This window comes from Mycoplasmopsis arginini (assembly GCF_900660725.1).
GTDB lineage: Bacteria > Bacillota_I > Bacilli_A > Mycoplasmatales > Metamycoplasmataceae > Metamycoplasma > Metamycoplasma arginini.
In genome coordinates this window covers 404,417-427,586 of sequence record NZ_LR215044.1, presented here as the reverse complement: position 1 = coordinate 427,586, position 23,170 = coordinate 404,417, and the positions used below count along the sequence as shown (strand labels likewise).

Annotated in this window: 15 protein-coding genes; all 15 read left to right on the top strand. The window is 28.9% G+C overall.

The genetic code is table 4. From position 1 onward, the window contains the following. The first annotated feature begins 65 nt into the window (after nt 1-65). The 15 genes from EXC38_RS01965 to rpmA all read left to right on the top strand — a co-directional run bounded on the left by EXC38_RS01965 (nt 66) and on the right by rpmA (nt 23,078). Complete coding sequence (locus EXC38_RS01965) at nt 66-1,052, top strand: flagellar export protein FliJ (RefSeq protein WP_129694628.1); 987 nt, start codon at nt 66-68, stop codon at nt 1,050-1,052. 31 nt (nt 1,053-1,083) lie between these two features. Further along, nucleotides 1,084-2,208, top strand: a complete 1,125-nt coding sequence (locus tag EXC38_RS01960) for an ABC transporter permease (RefSeq protein ID WP_129694627.1) — start codon at nt 1,084-1,086, stop codon at nt 2,206-2,208. A gap of 1 nt (nt 2,209) precedes the next feature. Further along, entirely contained in the window at nt 2,210-2,785 is a 576-nt protein-coding gene (locus tag EXC38_RS01955; RefSeq protein ID WP_129694626.1) for a hypothetical protein, read from the top strand. Between the two features lie 159 nt (nt 2,786-2,944). Further along, nucleotides 2,945-3,361: a 30S ribosomal protein S12 gene (gene rpsL, locus EXC38_RS01950; RefSeq protein ID WP_004417446.1), complete on the top strand. Its 417-nt coding sequence runs from the start codon at nt 2,945-2,947 to the stop codon at nt 3,359-3,361. A 27-nt stretch (nt 3,362-3,388) separates the two neighbouring features. After that, nucleotides 3,389-3,859 carry a 30S ribosomal protein S7 gene (rpsG, locus tag EXC38_RS01945; protein WP_004417445.1) on the top strand — a complete coding sequence of 157 codons (471 nt, stop codon included), beginning with the start codon at nt 3,389-3,391 and terminating at the stop codon, nt 3,857-3,859. Between the two features lie 42 nt (nt 3,860-3,901). Further along, nucleotides 3,902-5,995, top strand: coding sequence for an elongation factor G (gene fusA, locus EXC38_RS01940; protein ID WP_004417441.1), 2,094 nt, complete (start codon nt 3,902-3,904; stop codon nt 5,993-5,995). A gap of 97 nt (nt 5,996-6,092) precedes the next feature. Further along, nucleotides 6,093-7,838, top strand: a complete 1,746-nt coding sequence (locus tag EXC38_RS01935; protein WP_129694625.1) for a transglutaminase-like domain-containing protein — start codon at nt 6,093-6,095, stop codon at nt 7,836-7,838. Between the two features lie 170 nt (nt 7,839-8,008). After that, nucleotides 8,009-10,225 (top strand): putative immunoglobulin-blocking virulence protein, encoded by a 2,217-nt coding sequence (locus tag EXC38_RS01930; RefSeq protein ID WP_129694624.1) that lies wholly within the window; start codon nt 8,009-8,011, stop codon nt 10,223-10,225. A 33-nt stretch (nt 10,226-10,258) separates the two neighbouring features. Beyond that, nucleotides 10,259-13,051 (top strand): Ig-specific serine endopeptidase MIP, encoded by a 2,793-nt coding sequence (gene mip, locus EXC38_RS01925; protein WP_129694623.1) that lies wholly within the window; start codon nt 10,259-10,261, stop codon nt 13,049-13,051. A gap of 182 nt (nt 13,052-13,233) precedes the next feature. Then, nucleotides 13,234-13,731, top strand: a complete 498-nt coding sequence (rplJ, locus tag EXC38_RS01920) for a 50S ribosomal protein L10 (RefSeq protein WP_129694622.1) — start codon at nt 13,234-13,236, stop codon at nt 13,729-13,731. A 26-nt stretch (nt 13,732-13,757) separates the two neighbouring features. Continuing rightward, complete coding sequence (gene rplL, locus EXC38_RS01915) at nt 13,758-14,129, top strand: 50S ribosomal protein L7/L12 (protein ID WP_004417132.1); 372 nt, start codon at nt 13,758-13,760, stop codon at nt 14,127-14,129. 158 nt (nt 14,130-14,287) lie between these two features. Then, the gene (gene rpoB / locus EXC38_RS01910; protein ID WP_129694621.1) at nt 14,288-17,881 is read left to right on the top strand and encodes a DNA-directed RNA polymerase subunit beta; all 3,594 of its coding nucleotides are present in this window, start codon (nt 14,288-14,290) and stop codon (nt 17,879-17,881) included. Next, entirely contained in the window at nt 17,881-22,347 is a 4,467-nt protein-coding gene (locus EXC38_RS01905; protein WP_004417127.1) for a DNA-directed RNA polymerase subunit beta', read from the top strand. The genes rpoB and EXC38_RS01905 overlap by 1 nt, the downstream gene beginning before the upstream one ends. A gap of 164 nt (nt 22,348-22,511) precedes the next feature. Next, complete coding sequence (gene rplU, locus EXC38_RS01900; RefSeq protein WP_004417125.1) at nt 22,512-22,814, top strand: 50S ribosomal protein L21; 303 nt, start codon at nt 22,512-22,514, stop codon at nt 22,812-22,814. 3 nt (nt 22,815-22,817) lie between these two features. Next, nucleotides 22,818-23,078, top strand: a complete 261-nt coding sequence (gene rpmA, locus EXC38_RS01895) for a 50S ribosomal protein L27 (RefSeq protein ID WP_060823303.1) — start codon at nt 22,818-22,820, stop codon at nt 23,076-23,078. Nucleotides 23,079-23,170: the final 92 nt, after the last annotated feature.

The window sequence follows — 23,170 nt, the reverse complement described above, 5'->3', positions numbered from 1 at the left end:
ATTTTAGTTAAGTTTTAGTATATTTTAATCTTAAAACTTAAGAAATATGAATCAAGGAGGTTTTTATGAAAATTGATTTATCTTTATATAATTCAACTCAAGAATTGTATGATGCTAACAGTAAAAAATTTAAAGTTAGATGAATTATTTTTACTATTTTCATAGTTATTGTATTAGCTTTATTAATGACTGCTTTTATTGAGTTTTCTATTAATAAGCAAAACTACATTAGTCATTATATAATTCAAATAAGCAAAGCATATCCAACTCTAGCACCTTCATCAGTGAGAGAAAATGCTGAAGCATTGTATGTGAGAAAGTTTTCTTTTTCAGTTGTTATGATGTTATTATCGGCCGGAATGTTAGTTTGACATACTGTTTCACTAATTAGTGCAATGAAACAAAAAGATTTTACAAAGTATTCACCATGATTATCATCAATATATGGTTTTATTATTACTTTCTTAATCATTAATTTATTCTTTTCTTCAGGTGGATTTTTTTCTATCGAATCTTGAAACATTAATAAATTATTAAATGTTATATTTACAATTATTTTACCAATTGGTTATTTCGGACTTTATTTACCATGTTCAAGAATAATAAAATTATTTAGAACCTTTAAAGTAAATCAAGAACTTTTAAAATTTCAAAATAATCCAATGAATATTTTTTCACAAATGTTTGGTCAAAATGAAAATGGCTTTAATAATATGCCAAATAGCAGCAATAGTCCAATTTTAAATCAAACTGTTGATTCAAAAGAACAAAAATATGTAGATTATGAAAATCAATTAAATACATTGTCAGATGAGAAATTAATTTTAATGGCTGAGAAATTAAACATTTTTGGAGCTAAAGAATTAAGTAGAGAACAACTAATTACTAAAATAATATTAATTTATCGTGGAATAGATAATGCTAAAGAACAAAGCATGAAAGAAAAACAAGCTGAAGAATCAAAAGCAGATCAAAAAAATAATGATGAATTAGCTAAAGATGTAAAAAATAATCTAGATACAACTGATGAAGACGACGTTGATTTTGACTAATTTAAAATTTAAAAAATAAAAGGAGCTTACTATGATTAATTTATTTTTAAAATCAGAATCATCAAGCCTAACACCAGAAACTTCAAATACAGGTTCTGGTTCTTTTTTAATATATTCTTTGTTATTGACTTTATTAGCAATTATTAATATTTATTTAATTATTAAATTTTTTGTTAATTATAAAAGAAGTATTAGTAAAACAAAGGAAGTATTAGATAAGTACTTGGTGAAAAAATATGTTCAAGGTTTCAATTTTAAAAGTAATGCATTTTATAACACTATTTTAATTTCAATTTTATTATCTGTGCAAATAATTTTTTCTTCAGTAGCACTTTCTAAAGTGTATGCAAATCTGAATGAAGCAAGCAAGACATACATTTCATTTTTTATAGCAGGTATCACTTTTGCAACTTTATTAGGTTTATCATTTGCTATTGCATTAGGTGTTATTTATCATATTAAATTTAATTACCCACAATATAAATCAAAAGATTCCGATGTTTATAGTGAAATTATTTCATTAAAAGAAATTGAAAAACCAACATTAAATAACAAATATCCTAAAAAAATAGATTTAGATGTTGAAAAATTAAAATCATCTAATGTTTTATTATCAAATGTTTTAAAAAAATGAATTACTTTTTATAACACAATGGAAGAAGTAAAATTTAAGAAACAATATAATTTATTTTTAGACCAATTATTTAAAATTAATTACTTTAACGAAGTTCAATTAAAAATTAAAAATTATAATGAAAAACATAGTGAAATTGAAAATGAACTTTTACCTGAAATTGAAAAATCTAATTTAGATAAGATTGAAAAAGAAATTATATGAATGGATAAAATGGACAAGAAAGCTAAAATTTTAAACGAAACAAAAGAATTAGCTAAAATGTCAAAAGAAGAGTTTAATAAAAAATATGAAGAATATGTTTATAGTGCTCGTGCTAATGACCCACTATATCAATCAGCAACTAAAAATTCATGACTATTTTATCGTGATTCTGAAGTTGAGGATTTATTTTTCAATCCTAATACAACTGTCAATTATTCTTTAGGCGAAGATAAAGAAGTTTATGAAAAAGAACTAGGTGAATTTTTTAAAGAATATAAAGATTATTTAGTTTCAAAATTTTTATTAACAAAGGAATAAAATGAAAAAAATAACTAAAGCATTTTTAGGGTTTTTACCAGTTATAACATTTACACCAGCATTAGTTTCTTGTAGTAAAGTAGAAGAAATTAAATATACATTAATTAATGCAATTAAGGCCGATGTTTTAAAGTTAATTTCAAATGTTGAAGAATTTTTTGGTGATGTTTCAGATCAAGATGTTGTAAAATTAAAAAATGATATTAAAGAATTATTAACTTCTTTAAGAAATGAAAGAATTAGTAAAGAAAAGAATTTAACAGAATTTTTAGATCAAGCAAAAACAAAATTTAAAAAACTTGTTAATGACTTTGTAACAATAAGATCGAAGAAAATTGAACTAGTTCAAACCTACTTTGTTAAGTATTATGACTTTTCAAAATGAGTTTTAAATAATCTAATCGATCCTAAATATAATTCATTGGTAAATAAAATTAAAAATTATTTTGATACTAACGAATTTAACTATACTTGAGAAAATGAAATAATTGAACAAGAAATCAATAACTTTAATACTTTTATAATTTCTATTAAACAAGAAAAAGACCAAATTGATAATGCCACAAATGCAAGATAATAGCTAAAAATAAGGCTATTATTTTTTATTTAAAAAATTTTTAAAAAAATGTAAAACACCGGTTTAGTTGTTGTATAATTTATAAGTATTTTTTAAAACAGATTAAAAATATTAAATATATAAACAAATAAAATATCAAACAAAAGAAAGGAAAGAAATATGCCTACAGTTGCTCAACTAGTTAAGCAAGGTCGTAAAGACAAGACAACTAAATCTAAAGCTCCTGCTTTATTAAAGATGTACAACTCTTTACAAAAAAAAGAAAAAGCAATTCCAGCACCATTTAAACGTGGTGTATGTACTCGGGTTGCAACAATGACACCTAAAAAACCTAACTCAGCTATTCGTAAATATGCCCGTGTTAGATTATCAAACGGACAAGAAGTTACAGCTTACATCCCCGGAGAAGGACACAACTTACAAGAACACTCAGTTGTTTTAATTCGTGGAGGTAAAGTTAAGGATTTACCTGGAGTTAGATACACAATCGTTCGTGGTACACAAGATGCTGCCGGTGTAAACAATAGAAAACAAGCTCGTTCAGTATACGGAACAAAAAAACCAAAAAGTAATTAATTAAAAGTTAAATAGAAAGGAAAAAATATGTCAAGAAAACATAAAGCACCAGTTAGAGATGTTTTAGCAGATCCAGTTTTTAACTCAAAAATTATTACCAAATTAATCAACGCAATTATGCTTGATGGTAAAAAATCTGTTGCTGAAAACATTTTATACAACGCATTCGAAATTGTTAAAGAAAAAACCGGAAAAGAACCATTAGAAGTATTTAATACCGCTTTAGAAAATGTAAGCCCTCAATTAGAAGTTCGTTCAAGAAGAGTTGGTGGATCAAACTACCAAGTTCCTTGTGAAGTTAGTGCTAAGAGAAAACAAACATTAGCATTAAGATGAATTATTCAATATGCAAGATTAAGAAACGATAAGACAATGGAAGAAAAGTTAGCACATGAAATTATTGATGCCTCAAATAAAATGGGTGGAGCTATCAAAAAACGTGAAGATACCCACAAAATGGCTGAATCAAATAAAGCATTTGCTCACTTTAGATGATAATTACAATTTTATTTAAATTATTTTTAAGATTAGGAAAAAAATATGTCAAGAGAATATAAATTAGAAGATTATCGTAACATTGGAATCATGGCTCATATTGATGCTGGTAAAACTACTACTACAGAAAGAGTTTTATACCACACAGGTAAAATTCACAAAATTGGTGAAACACACGAAGGTGCTTCACAAATGGACTGAATGGTTCAAGAACAAGAACGTGGAATTACCATTACTTCAGCTGCTACAACAGCTTACTGAAAAAATAAAAGATTAAACATTATCGATACACCAGGACACGTTGACTTTACAATTGAAGTTGAACGTTCACTACGGGTATTAGATGGTGCAGTTGCAGTTTTAGATGCTCAATCAGGTGTTGAACCTCAAACAGAAACAGTTTGAAGACAAGCAACAAACTATAGAGTTCCTAGAATTGTTTACGTTAACAAAATGGATAAAATGGGTGCTAACTTTAAAGCATCAGTTGAATCATTAAGAAAATTATTAGGAGCTAACGCTCATGCTATTCAACTTAACATCGGTGAAGAAGCACAATTTACAGGTATTATTGACCTAGTAACATTAAAAGCTTACGAATTTGATGGTAGTGTTGATGAAAACATGAAAGAAATTGAAATTCCAGAACACTTAAAAGATGAAGCGCACTTAATGCGTTCTTCTTTAGCAGAATCACTAGCTGATTTTGACGAAGAAATTATGGAATTATTATTAACAGAACAAGAAGTTCCTGCAGAATTAATGAAAAAGGCAATTAGAACAGCTACTTTAACATCAACATACTTCCCAGTTGTTTGTGGAACATCATTCAAAAACAAAGGTGTTAAATTAATGTTAGATGCTGTTGTTGAATACTTACCATCACCTTTAGATATTCCTGATATGAAGGCATATAAAGGTGAAGAAGAAATTTCTATCCCTGCTTCAGATGATGAATTTTTCTCATCATTAGCATTCAAAGTTATGAACGACCCATTTGTTGGTAACTTAACATTCTTTAGAGTTTACAGTGGGGTTATTAATAAAGGTTCATACGTTGCTAACTCAACAAAAGGTGAAAAAGAAAGATTTAGCCGTATTTTATTAATGCACGCTAACTCAAGAACAGATATCGATGAAGTTAGAACAGGTGATATTGCCGCTGCTGTTGGTTTAAAATACACAACAACTGGTGATACATTAATCGATGAAAAACATAAAGATATTGTTTTAGAAAACATGAACTTCCCAGAACCAGTTATCTCTCAAGCTATTGAACCTAAAACAAAAGATGCTTCAGAAAAATTATCTTTAGCATTACAACGTTTAGGTGCAGAGGACCCTACATTCAAATACTACACTGATGAAGAAACAGGTCAAACAATTATTGCTGGTATGGGTGAGTTACACTTAGATATTATTGTTGACAGATTAAAACGTGAATTTAAAGTTGAAGTAAGTGTTGGTGCACCTCAAGTTTCATACCGTGAAACAATTACCAAAGCTGCTGAAGTTGAAGGTATTCATAAGAAACAATCTGGTGGTAAAGGTCAATACGGTCACGTTTGAATTAAATATGAACCAAACCCAGATGGTGGATTTGAATTTATCGATAAGATTGTTGGTGGTAAAATTCCTAAAGAATACATCAAATCAATCGAAAAAGGTCTTAAAGAAAAAATGGAAATCGGTATTCTTGCTGGTTACCCAATGATCGATATTAAAGCAACATTATTTGATGGATCATATCATGAAGTCGACTCTTCTGAATTAGCATATAAAATTGCTGCTTCTAAATCATTGACCAAAGGTCGTGAACAATTAGGTACCGTATTATTAGAACCAATTATGGACGTTGCTGTTGTTGTTCCTGAAGATTTCTTTGGTGATGTTATGGGTGATATTTCACGTAGAAGAGGACAAGTTCGTGATAACGAAACAAGAAACGATGGAGCACATGTTATTAAAGCATATATTCCATTGAGCGAAATGTTTGGTTATGCAACACAATTAAGATCTATGACTACAGGTCGTGGCACATACCAAATGTGATTCGATCACTATGAAAAATTACCACGTAATTTAGCCGATGAAATTATCAAAAAACGTGGTGGAAAAGTTTCTGCTGACGAAGACTAATTTATATAAAATTTAAAATAATAATTTTAGAGTTTAAGGTATGATTTGCCTTAAACTTTTTATTAAAAAAATACTAAATATTTTTATAATTATTACTATGAAAAATCTATTATTACCAACAATATTATTATCGACAACTTTTTCTCCTTTACTTGTTATTTCTACAAGTATTAAAGATGAGCAATATCAAAAAAATTTGTCAGAAAATAAACTTGGCATTGAATTTATTAAACAAGTTTCATTAGAAAATATTAAAAACTGAGATGACTCATTTGGAAAATATACTAGTGAAGATAAAGAAGTAATAAGAGATTTCGTTAAGAAATTAATTAAGAAAACAACTAATAAAAAAGAAATAGCAAAAATAATTCACAATTGAATTTGTGAAAATATTAAGTACGCAACCCATAATGGCCCAGCTCCAGAAATTGAACCAATTAAAGTATTAGAAAGAAAAATAGCAGTTTGTGGTGGTTTCTCTAATCTTTATAAAGTAATGTTAGATGAAGCTGATATTGCTAATGTTATATTAACAGGGAATTCTATTTATGGAGCCCATCAATGAAATTTAATTGTTTTAGACGATAATGAAATTTTTTATTCAGATGCAACATGAGGAAAAGCTTATTTTGAAAAAACTATTGAAGATTTTTCAAAGGATCATAAACCTCAAAAAATGTATGGCGTTTCTTTACAAACTAAAGAATTTGAATATGAATTTTTCCATGGAATTTCTATTAAAAAGATAAATAATCTTGAACAAAAAGTTGTGAATATTCCCAGCGAAATTAATGGATTAAAAGTAACTTCGATTTCCAATCATGCTTTAAACAATGAATCACAAAGAGAAGCACTTGCAAATCAAAAATTAACAATTAATGTAAGTTCTACTATTTCAAAAATTGAATTTGAACCAGGTACATCATTAGTTGAATCATTTAATATTAGTAAAGAAAACAAAGTATATAGTGATTATAATGGAATATTATATTCTAAAGATTATAGTACGCTTTTAAATGTTCCGGCTAACTATAACAAAGTTGTGACGATTCATAAGAATACAACTAATTTAGATGAAAAACAGTCATTTAGAGCAAATAATATTAAGAAAATTAAAGTTGATGAAAATAACCAAAGATTTGCTTCTATATTTTCTGAAAATTATATATATCCACTTTATGACAAACAATTACAAAATGTAATTTCTATTCCTGGAGGAGCAAGTGAAATTAGACTTGCAAAAGGATCAATTTTAGGTGATTTTACATTGAGTCAATATGATAATTTAAGAAAAGTAATTTTAGATTTAGGAATTAATAAATTTAATTCATTGGCATTTAATAATAGTTGAATTTCCGAAATTGAATTACCTTATGATTTTCCAATAGAGCTAGTTAATGAAATCAAAAAAATAAATCAAAAAATTCAATTAAAAGTGATTGAATCATCGAAAATAGCTCAAGAATTAATTAAAGAAAAAATTGAAAATATAAAAATCATTTCTACAAAAGATGCCTTAAAATTAAATGAAGATTGAGAATTAATTACTAAGAAATATGATATTAATTTTCTTGAGTCCGAATATAAAGATCTAATTGATGAATTGAAAAAATACAGTAAAAATATTTACACAACAAATCTTGATGAATATAATGAAATTAAAACTAAAACAGAATCTATTTTAAAACAAATTGAAGAAAAAATAAAATCAAAAGCACAAGAAGCACCTAAAAAAGATTGGAAACATATTTTAATTTATAGTTCGGTAATTGTTTTAATATTAGTTGTTGCGATTTTATCAACAATGTACTTTATTAAAAGAAGAAAAAATAAGCAAAAATAAATAATTAATTTTTATAAAAGGCTAGTTTTAAAAATAATTTAACGATTATTTAACGATTATTTAAAAATTAGGTTTTTTTCTTTTTTAAAAATTAAATTAATTTAATTATTTATAATTAAAGTATAATTTTCTTTATTTCATATTCTGAATTAATACGGGGAGGTAATTATATGAAATTATTAAAAAATAAAAAGAATCGAATAGTATTGCTATCTTTAGGTTCGGTAATAATGGCATCTGCAATTTTTGGGAGTGCCGTTTTTTCTGCCAACCAAAAAAATGCAAACGGTGTCGATTATAATAATCAAAATGGGGCTAATCCGGAAATTTTTCATAAAGGAACACCAGATACAACAAATGCTAATGTGTCAATTGCTGATCATAAATTAAAAGAAGTGCCAAAACCACCAGTTGTAGTTCCTCCTAAACCAGAACCAACTCCAGTTCCGCCTAAGCCAACTCCGGTTCCACCTAAACCAGAACCAACTCCAGTGCCACCTAAGCCAACTCCAGTTCCACCAAAACCAACACCAACTCCACCTAAAAAGAATACCGAAAGAGTTGTTATTGAAATTAATGGAGTTAAAGTTGTAGCCGAAGTAACGCCAGCACCTTCTCGTCCTTTAGACCCAAGAGATATTGAAGCAGGAATTACAAATCCTAATCCATATATGAATGTTATTGTTGGAAACATAAAGAGTGTTGAAGTAACTCAAGAGTTAAGAGATGCAACCTTAAAAAATTTAATTGATAATAAACCATCCGGGTTAAAAAATTATTTCCCTGGTTTTATTGATGATTTATTATTAGAACCAAATGAGAAATATGACCCAGAGCTTAATATTGTCAATAACCAAGCAATCTGATTAAGATTAATGGATAAATTTAAACGTCTTTTAGATAGTCCTAATGTTGTTAAGTTCTTGTTACCCGAGGCTTTAAAAGAATATAACAAGCCAAAACAATTTAGAAGTCAAAATATTAAATATGCTTGATTAATCAAACATCTAGATTATTCTAAATTCACAAAATTAGGTAAAGGAGCTGAAAAATATCTAAAAGAAGGTTATACTGCATCTCCTGATAATGCTTATATCAATGAAAATGGTGAAATTGATTCATATGGTTATGATCCAGCGCCTGGTTATAATACCGTTACAACAAGAATGGAAAGAGATAACAAAGAAAGACGTGCTTTTGGTATTGAAGGTTACTATGGTAGAACTCCAGATGAAATAGCAAATGGAAACTATCGTGGTTGAACTAAGAGAGATGTAACTAAATCAAAAGAGTTTGCAGAATTTAACGTTGGAAATAATGATGGAATAGTTATTACTGAATTAACAAGACAAAAACCTGAAGAAGGAAAACTAAATAAAGGTTATGTTGTTGAAATTGATGCAGCTAATTTTGAAGGTTATGAAAAAACTAAGAATCTAATTGAACAGTTAAAAGCTAAAGGAATTGAAATTACATCTTATCGTATTAAAAACATGGGTAAAAAAGATGTTAACCAAAAATTCAGAGAAATTCTTAGAGCATTACCAGAAAAGTTACCTCAATTAGAATTATTTTTTGACCATCGTGCAACAAATACTTCTTCTTTAATTGAACTAGAAAATAAAAAAATCAAAGAATTATCCTTATTTACCTTAGGAAATTCTTTATTAGATGATTGATCATTAAATCCATGAGCATTACGTAATGTAGAATGAGTTAACACTATTGATTATAATGTTAGTTGAGAAAATAAACAAGGAGCAGATATTGCTTCAAGAATTACATTTAACACCATTGCATTTGAAGAAAGTGATATTCTAAAAGATCCTGCTAAACGTTTTGAAAGAATTAACAATGGTTTAAGAATGGTTTATTATGTAAGAAATAATGAAGGAATTTTCCAAGGAAGTTTTGGTCCTGGGCTTAACCCAGATACAAATGAAGGTGGTAATAGTTATCCAACAAGACTTGATTTTTCAAGAGCGCCATCAATTCGTTCTTTAAAAAATATGATTTTCTATGATTACATTAAACCAACAAATAAGAAAAGAAAATTGAAAAATGTTAAATTCTTTAATGATAAAAGTTGATATGAAATTAGCGGTGATGATTTAGATAATGCACAATTTAATACTGTTATGGCTTTGGGTGAGCCAGGTATGCCTCCAACAAAGATTGAATTTAGTAATGGTAATTTAACTAACATGATTAGAATTACTAGTTCAAATACTTTAACTAATTCAGCTCTATCTAATTTAAGTACTTTAATTAATTTATCAAATATTTCAAGAGAAATTCAAGTGCCAAAAGGTGCTGAAGCTCTAAAAACACAGCTTCAATCAAACGGCTACACCGTTTCTTATGCCGTTGATGAAACATTTAACTAATTAGATTAAAAAAATATAGGAAAAAAAGATAATATGAAACAGAAAAAAAATAATAAAAAACTTTTTCTTTCTTTATTAGCGATGCCGCTATTTGTTTCACCTGCATTATCATTAATTGCTTGTGAATCAGATGAAGAGAAAGAAAAAACTGAACTTAAAAAATCTTTGGATAAATTATCTCAATTATTAGTTCAGTTGTCTAATGCAGCTGATAATGCAACCAGTTCTCAAGCTTATACTGAAGGTCAAAAAGCAAAGAATGAAGCTCAAAAATTAATAGATAATAATGAAAATTCTTTGATTGAATTAAGAAAAGCGAAAAATAATTTAAACAGTAAAATAACTGCAATTGAAACTGAAATTGCTAACATCAAAAAAATCAAAGAGCAAAACGAATCTGAAGAAAAACCAAATCCTGGCATAAAATATAGCGATGAAGAATTTGAAGCAGATGTTAATGAATTATCATCTTCAGTAAATGCTGAAGAAAAGCTTGTTCTTTCGTTTGAAAACTTTTTGACAGGGCGTCAAAAAGAACAACTTTATGCTAGTGAACTTCAAAAATCAACATCAAATATTGGTGTTAAAGCTAAAAAAGAATCTTTAAATGACAAAATTAATTTTTTAGTTGAAAATGTTATTGCTGAAGATAATGCTAATCAAACAGGAACCGTGCAGTTAAATGTTGTTTTCAAAAATAAAGCAACATTAAAGAGAAAAAATAAAATCTATAACTTATCTGGCTTAAAAACTTCAATTGATAATACTGACCATAACGGTGATAAACCAAATAATAAAATAGCAGATAATTTAAATGCTAGTGAAGTGGATAAATATATAGCACTTTCTCAAAGAGATCGTTTCAAAAAGGACAATGAGAAATATGTTGATTCATTGAAAAAATATTTAGCATATTCAGCTGGCGTTAATAATTGAAATGAATTGAGGGAGCACGCTAAAGCATCAGCACAACAAATTGCTACTCATAACCAAAAAGCACAAGAAGTTGGTCAAGATTCATATGAAAGTGCGGCTTATAAAGGTTTTACTTTAACCTCATATCGTGATGACGGTAAAGTAGATGGCTTAGAAATTATTGATGGCCCGGAAATGGGAAAACAAGCTTCATTAGTTGATTCATTAGGTAAACAAGATATTTATAAAACTAATGGATTAGCTAGAACTATTGTTAACCAAAAATACCTTGATATTGCAAAACAAACATTCTCAATCACTTTACACAATATTAAAGATTTCAAAGATGAAATCGCACAAGCTGAAGCATCTATTAAACATTGAGAATATGATGCTAATGAGGCTGAATTTAAAAAAATAATTGATGAAAAAATTAAAGAACTTCAAGAAGAAAAAGTAAAAGTAACTAAACAATGAGATAAAAAAATATCAGAAAATCAAGATGAACATTTAACCGAGTCATTACAAAACCAAAAAACCGCCGAACTTAAAAAATATGATGAATCGATTGCATGATATAAAAGTAGAACTCGACAAACTGAAATTGATTTTTTAAAACAAAAAATTGAAGAATATAAAGAAAAAGCTGCTGAAAAAAGAACTATTGTTCCTGAAAGTGGAACTGCTTGAATTATGGATTTCCAATTAGATGAAAATGGTTATCCAACAAAATGATATTTAGGAACTAACTCGCACGTTGCTAAAGCATTAACTGAAAATTTAACTAGTTTTTCTCTAACAAAAATTGATAATAATTTAAAAGTTGGATCTAAATTAAGAATTTCACAAATGGATGATAATATTACAAGATTTTCATTTGAAAGTCCAGATGCAATTAGAAAAGTTTTTGACGGAATTGATTATTTAAATTCAAAACCATCAGATTTCTTGAGTGATAGACAAAAAGAAACTTTAGGAGATTTAGAAGAATTTGTGGACTTTGCTGTTTTAGAAATTGATTTTACAAAAATTAATAAAATGTTTGCTACTTCAAATGATATTAATACTACTAGTAAATATCCACAAGTTGGTTCGGCAAACTTCGCTAAGAACTTGGCAAAAATAATTACAAATGATTATGCTAATAACAAAGAAAAACATATTAAATTTAAACAAACTTCTTACTTAAAAGATTATCAAAAAATTGATTATCCTATCAAAGGTTCATTATCAGACAATTTAGATTTTTTATACGCAGTTGGATGACCATCTTCTCGTGAAGATTACTACTTAAAACAATATATTGATGATGACCAAAGAAAAAGAACAGAACACAGTTTCAGTTTATGAATCAATAGTGAAAATGAATACTATGACGCTAAAATTACTGATTCAGAAAATGGTCCATCTTCATATCCAAAAGAAAAATTAGATCGTGGTAGTTTCTTATCATATCAAATTGGATATCGTTCATTTATTGATAAACCTGGTGTTTTAGATACATTTATTGCAATTCCTAAACTAGGAAAAGATTTCTATTATCTAAATGGTAAAAGATATGTTAATATGGCTTTAGCATATATGCCTCGTCGTTATGCACCAACCGGCGGATCTTCAGGAACATCGATCAGAAATCAAAATAATGAATTAGTTTCTGTATTTTATGCTTCTAACTCATCTGCTCGTGTAGGGATTTCTGCTGCCTTTAGATCAGAAGGCTATGATTATAAAGGATTATATGGAAAATATAATTTACCACAATATGACTTAATTTATGGTGGTGGAGAAAATCAAAAAAATTCTTACCGTGAAGCATTAAAGAAAATCTATCCAGACCTAAATGTTAAAACTAACTTATTCCAAACCGGTTTAGACAATATACCAGATGAATTTAAGTTTATAAAAAAATAACTAATGAAATAACGAAATAAGGGAATATTTTCTCTTATTTTTTTAAATTATTAATTAATTTTAAACTTTGTGTTATAATGGTACTGCAATATATGAAGACAGTAACGGCGTAAGCTTAATAAGGTTACCGAGTATGTTATCAGTTTTTATTATTGCAATTAATAATTTTAATAGGAGGAAAAATGAGTGCATTAAGAGATGCTAAAGTTTTAGTTGTTGATGAAATTTCTAAAAACTTAAATGAATCTAAAGCTTTATATGTTGCTTCATACAAAACTTTAGATGTTGCTTCTTTACAAACAATTCGTAGAGAATTAGCTAAGTTTGGCGTTTTAATTAAAGTTTACAAAAACCGTTTATTTAAACAAGCATTAATGTCAACAGAACAACAATCTTTAAATGATTTACTTGTTGGTCAAAACTTATTCATTTTTGCAAAAGAAGATGATTTAACAACTTTAAAAGCCTTAGTGAAATTTAAAAAAGAATTCCCTGCTTTACAATTAGTTGCAGGTATCTACGAAAACAAAGTTGTTGATGCAAAAAACTTAGATGAAATATCAAAACTTCCTTCATACGAAGAATCACTTATGATTCTTGGAAACTCATTACTTGCGCCAATCAAGAATCTTGCAATTGGTTTAAATGAGTTAGTTAAACAAGGAAAAGTATCAGAATAATTAATTAAAATTAAGGAGACAAAATTATGGCTAAATTAACAAAAGAAGAATTCGTTTCAGCATTAAAAGAAATGAACATTAAAGAAGTTATGGAATTAGTAGAAGGATTAAAAGAAGAATTCGGAATTGATCCTACTGCTGTTGTAGCTGCTGCTGCTCCAGCTGCTGCTGAAGCTGTTGAAGAAAAATCAACATTTAACGTAACATTAAAATCAGACGGTGGAAACAAACTAGCTGTTATTAAAGCAGTTAAAGACTTATTAGGTTTAGGTCTAATGGACGCTAAAAAATTAGTTGAATCTGCACCTGCATTATTGAAAGAAAACGTTAAGAAAGAAGAAGCAGAAGAACTAAAAGCTAAATTAGCAGAAGTTAAAGCTGAAGTTGTTTTAGACTAATAATATAAACATAAAAAACGGGCTTGTTATAAGCCGTTTTTGTGTTTTTTTATATACATACACATACACACGCATATAGTATATGTAAAAAAAATTAAAGCGTGTAAAAAAAATAATTAAAAAATAAAATAAACAAAATAATTTATATGAGGTTAGATATGAGCAAAAAACCAGAATACGTTTTAAGAAAATTTGGGCCTGTTACTGAACGTAGAGACTATTCAATTAGTCAAAAGAAATTTGACACACCTGACTTTTTAAAAATGCAAAGAGATTCTGTTGAACAATTTCTAACAAAAGGTGTTGAGGAAGAATTAAGAAGTATATATCCAATTGAAGCTCGTGGAAAAGTTAAAATTGAATATATCGAAAATTCAGCAACTTTTGAATATCCAAATAAAACAGAATTTGAATGCATTAAAGAAGCAAAACAAAAAGGTTCATCATATCAAGGTAAGCTAAAAGCAAAATTAAAACAAGTTAATGAAGAAACTGGGGAAGTTACACCTGCAGAAGTTGTTTTTGCAGAAATTCCTATTATGACTTATGGAGGATCATTTGTAATTAATGGTTCTGAAAAAGTTATCGTTTCACAATTAATTAGTTCAACTGGTGCTTATTTTGGAGTGAACGTTAGAAATAAACAAGCTAATGACTTGTTTAACAAAGTAGAAATCATCCCTCAAGTGGGTTCATGGGTTGAAATATACCATAAGACTACTTCATCTAACCCAGATACTATCAAAGTTCATATTGATAAGAATAAGTCATTTTTATTAACTACTTTCTTAAAAGCCTTAGGTTTTACTGAAAAAGGTATTAAGAAAATGTTTGGCGATATTCCAGAATTAAATGAAACTTTAAGAAAAGATAAAACAGTTGGTACAACTGACGAAGAAATTACAAGAGATGCACAAGAAACTATTTACCGTTTAATTAGAAAAGGTGATAGAATGACTGCAGAATCTGCACGTAATTTAATTCCTTCAACATTATTTAATGAAAAAAGATATAGTTTAACTGAAACAGGTCGTTTTACTTTAAACCGTAAATTAAATATTGCTGAAAGATTAGTAAATACTTACTTAGCTGAAAATATTATTAGTATGGAAGGTGAAGTAAAATATCAAAAAGGTTTACTAATTACTTGAGAAATTGCTAGAAAAATTGCTGAAGAATTTAGATTAGGAATTTTACCTTTATGAAAATTACCTGATGTTGAAGGTTCAGTTTATGGAAGTCAATTAGACGTTCCTGGTAATGAAAAATTAGCATTACGTTTATCTGTTCCTAGAGTTTGAGTATATCCTACCGAAAATGACATGATAAATGATATTAATAAAGTTCAAGTTTTAGGAAACGATCCTAATGCTGATGAAAACTTTTTATTAATTCCAGACTTAATTGCAACAATTTCATATTACTTTAACTTACTATTTAACATCGGTGTTGATGATGATCCCGATTCATTAGTAAATAAAAGAATTGTTACAATTGGTGAATTATTACAAAACCAATTTAGAATTGGATTAATTAAGTTAGAAAAAAATACTCGTGAAAGAATTTCAACTAAAGAAACTTCAAAAATTACACCTAAAAATGTAACTAATAACAAACCAATCTTTAATCAATTTAAGTCATTCTTTAACACCTCGAAACTTTCACAATTTATGGACCAATGTAACCCGTTGGCAGAAATTTCTAATAAACGTCGTATCACATCACTAGGGCCTAGAGGTCTAAATCGTGATACCGCACAATTTGAGGTCCGGGACGTTCACCCTACCCATTATGGAAGAATTTGTCCTATTGAAACACCTGAAGGACCAAACATCGGGTTAATTCTTAACTTAGCTTCATTTGCTGATATCGATAAATATGGATTTATTAAATCACCATACTTTAGAGTTGTTAATAAAAAGGTTGATTTTTCAAAACCATATTATTTAACAGCTATTGAAGAAGCAGGTTATAGTTTTGCTCAATCAACTGTAAAAATCGAAAATGATGAAATTGTTGACGATTTTGTTATGGTTCGTCGTGACAATGAATATCTAGAAGTGCCAGCTAATGAAGTTGATTTTGTTGGGGTTTCAAACCGTCAAATGACTTCTATTTCTGCTTCTGCTATTCCATTTCTAGAAAATGACGATGCTAACCGTGCACTTATGGGATCAAACATGCAACGTCAAGCTGTTCCTGTTTTATTCCCAGAAGCTCCATTGGTTGCAACAGGAGTTGAAGCTGATATTGCTAAATATTCTTCAACAAACATTATTGCTAAATTTGACGGGGTTGTAACATACGTTGATGCTAATGTTATTATCGTTAAAAGAGAAGGATCGAACAAGAAAGATCACTATTACCTAAGAACATTTGAAAGATCCAACCAAGGTACATTAATTCACCAAGTACCATTAGTAAAACTAAATCAAGAAGTTAAAGCTGGTGATTTATTAGTTGATGGACCATCAATGAAAAATGGTGAAATGGCTTTAGGTAAAAACGTTTTAGTAGGATTTACTACATGACACGGTTTTAACTATGAAGATGCTGTTGTTTTATCAGAAAGATTAGTTAAAGACGATGTTTATACTTCTATTCATATCGAAGAACAAACAATTCAATTTAGACATTCAAAAGCTGGTGAAGATATTTTAACTGCTGATATTCCTAATGTTTCTAACTACTCAAAACGTTATTTAGATGAAAATGGTATTGTTAGAGTTGGTTCAGAAGTTTCGGCTGGAGATATCTTAGTTGGTAGAACATCACCAAAAGGTGAAGAAAACCCAACTCCAGAAGAAAAACTTATGGGTGCTATTTTTGGTCAAAAGACTGCTTCGAGAAAAGATACTTCATTAAAAGTTAAACACGGTCACAACGGAACTGTTGTTGCTGTTGAAGTATTAAGTCGTGAATTCGGTGACACATTAGAAGACGGAATTGAAAAAATCGTTAAAGTTTCAATCGCTCAAAAGAGAAAAATAAAAGTCGGTGACAAGATGGCCGGCCGTCATGGTAACAAAGGGGTTGTTTCAATCGTTTTACCAGTTGAAGAAATGCCATACTTAGAAGATGGAACACCATTAGATATCGTTCTTAACCCACAAGGTGTGCCTTCACGTATGAACATTGGACAAGTGCTTGAATTACACCTAGGATTAGCTGCTAAAAAATTAAATACAAAATTTGTTACTCCTATTTTTGATGGTATTACACATAATCAAATTAAAGAAATCTTAGAAGAAGCAAATATTAATTCTTCAGGAAAATCTGTTGTTTATGACGGAAGAACAGGCGAACCATTTGATCAACCAATTTCTGTTGGAATCATGTATTATCTAAAACTTTACCACATGGTTGATGACAAGATGCATGCTCGTTCAGTTGGACCATATTCATTAATTACTCAACAACCACTTGGTGGTAAATCACAAAATGGTGGACAAAGATTTGGGGAAATGGAAACATGAGCTATTGAATCTTATGGAGCTGCTAATTTATTACAAGAGTTATTAACATACAAATCAGATAATATTAACGGACGTAACCAATTGTATAACTCACTTGCAAGAAAAACTAAATTACCTAAGCCAGGTATGCCGGAATCATTTAACGTTTTAGCTTATGAACTAAGAGGATTAGGAATTAAACTTGAAGCCCACGATGATATTAAAGACGAAAATGATTATGAAATCGAAAGAGTTGACACTAAATATCAACAAGATTGAGATGGAGGAACAGAATAATGAAAAATAATTCAAAATACGACTTATTGGATGAATCAAAAATTACTAAAATTTCTCTATCTTTAGCTACTCCTGAAGATGTAGAAAGTTGATCACATGGTGAAGTAACTAAACCAGAAACAATTAACTATAAATCTTATAAACCAGAAAGAGGTGGTTTATTTGATGAAATTATTTTTGGTCCAATGATTGATTATCGTTGTCCAACTTGTGGATATAAATACAAGAAAATCAATGAAGGTTCATACTGTACAAGAACTGATTTATGTCGAAAAGAAAATGTTCAAATTCTACCTAAAATAGCCCGTAGAAATCATATGGGTCATATTAAATTAAATAGTCCAGTTGTGCACTTTTGATACTTTAAGGTTGACCATTCAATTCTTTATAAATTATTAGGTTTAAGAATTTCAAGTCAAAACGGTTCAGAAACTGTTAGAAGAGAAGAATTAGAAAATTTAATTTATTACAAAAACCATATTGTTGTTGAAGATGGTGGTTTAAAATCATTACCTAAAAACTTAATTATTGAAATCAATGATGCTGCTGTTATTTATAAAGAAGCATTAGATGAATTATTAACTCGTTTTGACCCAAAAAACCCTGACCATCAACAAGCTTATGAAGAAATTTCAGAAACAATTGAACAATTAGTTGAAAAAGCGACTTCAAAAATTGGTCAAGAATATGGTATTGACTTTTATGAATTAAATGATATTATTCAACACTATTCAGAAGCTAAAATCATGACTGGTGCTAGAGCTATTGAATATTTATTAAAAAAATTAGATTTACAAGCCGAAAAAGCTTATGTAACTGATCAGATTAATCAATTAAATTTACAAGAATCTAAAAACCCAGAAAAATTTGCTACTACAACAAGACAAACAAGAGAAAAACTTTACAAAAGATTACAAGTTATTAATGCATTTATTGAATCTAAACAATCACCAACTAACATGTTAATTTACAATTTACCTGTTATTCCTGCTGATTTAAGACCATTAATTCAATTAGATGGTGGAAGACATTCAACAAGTGATATTAACGAACTATATCGTAGAGTAATTATTAGAAACAATCGTTTACAAGAATGACAAGAAAAGGATGCTCCTGAACTTGTTACTCAAAACGAACTTCGTATGGTTCAAGAAGCAGTTGATGCTTTAATTGATAACCAAAGAAGAACACCAAATCCTGTTTTATCTAAAGACAATAGACCATTTAAATCAATTTCAGACGCTTTAACTGGTAAAAAAGGTCGTTTTAGACAAAACTTATTAGGAAAACGTGTTGACTATTCAGGTCGTTCAGTTATTGTTGTTGGTCCGAGTCTAAAAATGCACCAATGTGGTATTCCACGTGAAATGGCTGCTAAATTATTTGAACCATGAATAATAGCGCGTTTAATTGATAAACAAGTTGCAACAACAGTTAAGAATGCTAAGAAAATAATTGAAGACCAAAATCCAATTATTTGACCTCATGTTGCTGAAGCAATTAAAGGAAGATTAGTGCTTTTAAACCGGGCACCAACCTTACACCGTTTATCAATTCAAGCTTTTGAACCAGTTTTAGTACGTGGAAAAGCAATTAGATTACACCCATTAGTATGTACCCCATTTAACGCTGACTTCGATGGTGACCAAATGGCTGTTCACGTTCCTATTTCAGAACAAGCTTTATTAGAAAGCCGTGAATTAATGCTTGCTAATAAAAATATTTTGGGCCCAAAAGATGGAGAACCAATTATCAACCCTTCACAAGATATGATTCTTGGTTTATACTACTTAACAATTGAGGAAAAAAATGCTAAGGGTGAGGGAAGAGTTTTTGATAACTATGATCATATGATCAGAAACTTGGAAGCTAAAAAAGTTTCTCTACATGCTAGAGTTGCGTTGCCTGCCCAAGAAGTTAAAAACTCTAAAGTATTTAACAAATCAACATCTGGTACACAACTTTATGTAATTTCAACTGTTGGTAAATTTATTTTTAACAACGTCTTTCCGAAAGACTTCACATTTATTTTTGATAATAAAGTAACAAAAGCTATTAACTTAGAAGAATATAAGAATGAATTTAATGATTTATATGTTGTCTCAGCCGGAACAAATATTCCTGAATACATTAAAACATTACCAATTCAAGAAGCATTTAATAAAAAGAACATTGCTAAAATTATTCGTTATATGTTTGATAATTATGTTGCAACAATTAGTATCGCAAATGTGGCAAGTGTTATTGATAAAATTAATGATTTAAAAGACTCTGATATTGTTTTAGAATTTTTAAAAATTAAAACATATAAAGGTCAAAATCTTGAAAAAAATCATGCTGATTTATTAACTGAATTTGTTTTAGAAGAAAAAGAAAAATTAAATTTAGAAAACGAAGAAAGATATCGTGGACAAAGCAATATTCCATTTTCTGCTAAAGAAAAAGCTAAAATGCTTGATGGTGTTTGATTTAAATATACAAACATTGTTGCTTCGATATTAGACAATGTTAAACAATTAGGTTTTGATTATTCAACAACTTCAGGTATTTCAATTTCATTCTCAGATATTTTAGAAACAGAAAAGAAATCAGAGTACATTGCTGAAGGTGATGAATATATTGGAAAACTAAAGAACTACTACAAATTAGGTTATATTACTGATGATGATAGATACTCATTAACAATTAAAAAATGAGCTGAAATTAAGGAAAAAATTCAACAAGAATTACAAACAATAATTAAGAATAATCCTCAAAACCCGGTTATTACAATGATCAATTCTGGAGCTCGTGGAAATATTTCTAACTATGTTCAATTAGCTGGTATGCGTGGTCTGATGGCTAACAATACCAAAACTACTAAGGCCGATGCTAAAAATGATCGTGTTGTCCGTTCAACTGTTGAAGTTCCAGTTAAATCTTCATTTATTGAAGGACTAACAGCTTTTGAATTCTATTCATCAACTCACGGGGCTAGAAAAGGTCTAACCGATACTGCTCTTAACACTGCTAAATCAGGTTACTTAACCAGACGTTTAGTTGACGTTGCTCAAAACATCGTTGTAAGAGAAGAAAACTGTGGTTCTGAATATGGTTTCCTAGCAAGAAATATTGCTGATACAAAAACAAAACAAATTATCGTTCCTTTAAAAGAAAGAATTATTGGTCGTTTTTCAAACAAACCAATTTATGATAAAAATAATGAATTAATTTGTGAAAGAAATATTTTAATTACAAGCAAAATTGCTCAAAAAATTATTGATTCAGGTATTGAAGAAGTTGAAATTAGATCGATTTTAGGATGTAACACACGTAACGGTGTATGTAAAATGTGTTTTGGTAAGGATTTAGCAACAAACCGTGTTGTTAATATTGGCGAAGCAGTTGGTATTATTGCTGCTCAATCAATTGGTGAACCCGGTACACAGCTAACTATGCGTACTTTCCATACTGGTGGTGTTGCTGGTGTTGAAGATATTACTGGCGGTTTCACTCGTTTAATTGAATTAATCGATGCTCATGAACAACCATGAGGTAGACCAGCAACAATTTCTCCATATGAAGGCGTTGTTACTGATATTGAGAAAGTGGAAAAAACTGATAATGACTATATTGTTTCAATTGAAACACTAACTAGTGATAATGAAAAAGTTAAAAAATCTGTTTTAGTAAATACTAATAAGAAATTGAGAGTTGCACCGGGCAGCGAAATCAAAATTGGTCAAAAAATATCAGAAGGACCAATTATTCTAAAAGAGTTATTAGCTTTAACTGACGTTAGAACAGTTCAAAATTATTTACTAAAAGAAATTCAAAGAATTTACCGTATTCAAGGTATCGCAATTAGTGACAAGTACATTGAAATCATTATTAGACAAATGATGTCAAAAATTGTTATTAGCGATCCTGGAGAATCTAAATTCTTCGCCGGAGCAATTGTTGATATCTTTGACTATCAAGAAGAAAACGCTTTATTATTATCAGAAAACAAAAAACCTGCATACGGTAATGTTGTAATTAAAGGCGCTAAACAAGTTCCTCTTCTATCAGATTCATTCTTAGCAGCTGCTTCATACCAAGAAACATCAAAAATCTTAGTTAATGCTGCAATTTCTTCAAGAACTGATAATCTAACAGGTCTAAAAGAAAACATTATTGTTGGTAAAAAAATTCCTTCAGGAACAGCTTTATATTCATTTGAAGAACATTCAAAATACGATATTAAGCCATCAATAAAATACTTCACAAATTTTGTTGAAAACGATGATGAAAACAATAATGATTTTGATGATGAAAATATGATTGATTTAGATACACTAACTCAAGAATATAATGATCATGAAAGACATAATTTAGAATTTGAAGATGAAGAAAATAGCGATGAATTCTATGTCGAAGATGAATACAATCAAAGCGATGATTTAGACGTTGAAGAACATCTAGACGAAGACTTCGATTACGAATAATAAAACTTATAAAGCAAGGAAATTTTTTCCTTGTTTTTTATATATAAAAAAGTTAATTATTTTTTGGTATAATTGTAGCGTTACTTATAGAGTAACCATTCTAAACAGGTTTTAAACTTTTTTAAAGTACCTTAAAGATGTGACAAAATATAAGGAGATTTTAAATGTTTGCAATTATCGAAACTGGTGGTAAACAATTAATCGTTAAAAAAGGCGATGTTATTTACATAGAAAAAATCGATGGCAATGAAGGTGAAACAGTTTTATTTGATAAAGTTTTAGCTATTGAAGATAAAATTGGAGCGCCTTATTTAGAAACTGCTTCTGTTTTAGGAACAATTGAAAAACAAGGAAAAGCAAAAAAAATTGTTGTTTATAGACATAATGCAAAGTCAACACATAAACGTAAATTAGGTCACCGTCAACCTTATACAAGAGTACAAATTACAGAAATTAAGGAGAAATAAGACATGGCACATACGAAATCAGGTGGAACAACCTCTAATAGTAGAGACTCAGCCGGTAGAAGACTTGGTGTTAAGGCTACTGATGGTCAATTTGTAACCGCAGGAAGCATTATTTATAGACAAAGAGGAACAAAAATTTTTCCAGGAAACAATGTTGGTCGTGGAAAAGACGATACCCTATATGCTTTAATTGATGGAATTGTTAAATTCGAAAACAGAATCAATCGTAAATTTGCATCTGTGTATGCAGTTGAAGAAAAATAATGGTTAACGCCGTTATTTTTTTATAATGTAAAAAAAGACCTAACTTTTTTATTTCATTTGGTTTATAATTATATTTATTGTTTAAACAAGAA